We start from the raw sequence: 2,024 nt of genomic DNA on the forward strand, positions 1-2,024 counted from the left end.
GCCCATGCCCACAACACCACCCCGGGATGGGCATGTTCGGGCGAAAGCTCGGCCCACTTCGATCCCCAGCGCTGGAGGGCCAGCATGACGTCCCACAGCTCCCAGCCAGCCTCGGTCGGCTCGTAGGTCGACCCCGGCCCGTCCCGCTTGGGCCGGATGTCGACGACGCCGACACGTTCGAGGTCTCGCAACCGCTTGGCGAGCAGCCCACGAGACAGGCCCGGGGCGCCGTCGGCGATCTCGTTGAACGTCCGACAGCCGATGAGGAGGTTGCGCAGGATAATGACCGTCCAGCGCTCGGCGAGGATCTCCGACGCTCGAGCGATCGGGCAGTACTGCCCGTAGCTCCGCACGGCGACAGTCTGCCACCTGCCATCCACCGGGAACAGTTCAGAGTCTGAACTCGCGACGCGACCATGTCCGCCGTGTCCGCTTGGTGCCAAGGTTCAGTCTTTGCACTTGTCGCACCCGCCGACGCGATGGACAGTGCGATCGAAGTGTGAGCACTGAGTGAAAGGGAGATCCGATGACGTCCTCGACCTATCTGCTGGCCAACCAGCCCTCGGAGCTGGAGCGCCTCCAGTTGCAGTCGCGGGTGTGGGAACCCAGTGGCCAGCGGCTCCTCGATGAGATCGGTGACGGCGACGGCGGCCGGGCCGTGGATATCGGCTGCGGGGTGATGGGATGGTTGCGACTGCTCAGCGACTGGGTCGGGCCCCACGGGGAGGCCGTCGGCACCGACATCGACGACAACATGCTCGCCGCCGCCCAGCAACTGGTGGACGACGAAGGCGTGACCAACGTGACCCTGGTCAAGGACGACCTGTTCGCCACCAAGCTGGAGCCCGCGTCGTTTGACTTGGTGCACGCCCGCGCCGTGCTGACCCCCCTCGGTCGGGTGTCCGAGCAGGTCGCGATCTACCTTCGCCTGGCCCGACCCGGCGGCACCGTGGTCCTCGAGGAACTCGACATCGCCTCGTGGCACTTCAATCCCCCGGCACCCGCCGCCGAGCAGCTGATCGCCTTGCTGGCCGAAGCGTTCCGGCGATGGGGTGACATCGACGCCGGGCGCAAGCAACTCGAGCTGTTCCGTGAGGCCGGCGTCGACGCCAACGTCCGAGCCGAAGTACTGGCGCTGCCCCCCGGACATCCCTACCTTCGGGTACCGCTTCAGATGGTCGCCGGCCTCAAGCCACGGCTGAAGACCCTCGTGGACGCCAACCAGTTGGAGCGGCTCACCGAGGAGGCGGAAGCCGAACTCCAAGAGCCCGGCCGTTGGGGCACCACCTTCACCCTCCTCCAGTCCTGGGGCCGGAAGACGGCCTAGCCCGAGGGCGGCGCCGCACCAGATCGACATCAGCTCGGGTCGCCCCCACGACCGCGAAGCTGTCCCAGAACGTGCGCCCCGTAACGCTCGGCCTGCCGTCGCCGGAGCGTTTACGAGGTGCGGTTAGATGGCAGGCAACTACCGCGAGCACGGCTCCGCCGATGACCTCGCGGCTCGCGCCCGAGTCGGCGATCTGGACGCCCTCCGCGCCCCGCGACGCGTGGAACAGAACGCGCGGCGCGTCAAGTGACTCATGGCGCTCCCTACTGCCGGCTATCTGGCGGGGTCTGCCGTGGCCGACGTGCCTTGCGATGATGACGGTGAACGCACCGATCGGGCGTTATTGGGTGCGGAAGAGGGAGCGCTCACTCGTCGCCGACTTCCTGCGGACACGGCAGTTCAAGGTGGAGCCGCTCCCCTCTCCCACTCCGCGGGCCTTGTCGCCCCGGCGGTCATACCGGGGGGTGGTGGCGGGGGAGGCGTAGCCAAGGAGCTGCACAGCGGGAAGATCCGCACCGGCGTCGAGAAGGTCCCCGGCGTAGCTGCGCCGCAGGTCGTGCGGGGAGATGCGGGCCGCCCCGGCCGCCAGGGCACGCCGGGCCAGGAGCTGGCGTATCGCCTCGCCGGTGAGGCCGCCGCCCACCCGGAGGTTCCCGGTCCGGTCGATGCGGCAGAACAGCGGGCCAGGCGAGTCTCC

3 protein-coding genes are annotated in these 2,024 nt (G+C 68.9%); 1 reads left to right on the forward strand and 2 read right to left on the reverse strand.

The annotated features are described in order from the left end of the window. Window positions 1-353 (reverse strand): helix-turn-helix transcriptional regulator (locus KY469_22920; protein MBW3665944.1); only part of this gene is annotated, 353 nt, incomplete at its 3' end. A gap of 173 nt (window positions 354-526) precedes the next feature. On the opposite strand from KY469_22920, the gene KY469_22925 reads away from it, so the two are divergent. Further along, entirely contained in the window at window positions 527-1,327 is an 801-nt protein-coding gene (locus KY469_22925) for a methyltransferase domain-containing protein (protein MBW3665945.1), read from the forward strand. Between the two features lie 340 nt (window positions 1,328-1,667). Here KY469_22925 and KY469_22930 read toward each other — a convergent pair. Further along, window positions 1,668-2,024: tyrosine-type recombinase/integrase (locus KY469_22930; protein ID MBW3665946.1), on the reverse strand; the 357-nt coding region annotated here is incomplete at its 5' end.

This window comes from Actinomycetota bacterium, assembly GCA_019347575.1.
Lineage (GTDB): Bacteria > Actinomycetota > Nitriliruptoria > Nitriliruptorales > Nitriliruptoraceae > JAHWKY01.

Excerpts from the sequence above, each read along its gene's own strand:
- KY469_22925 (MBW3665945.1), top strand. The coding sequence starts at position 527 with ATGACGTCCTCGACCTATCTGCTGGCCAACCAGCCCTCGGAGCTGGAG.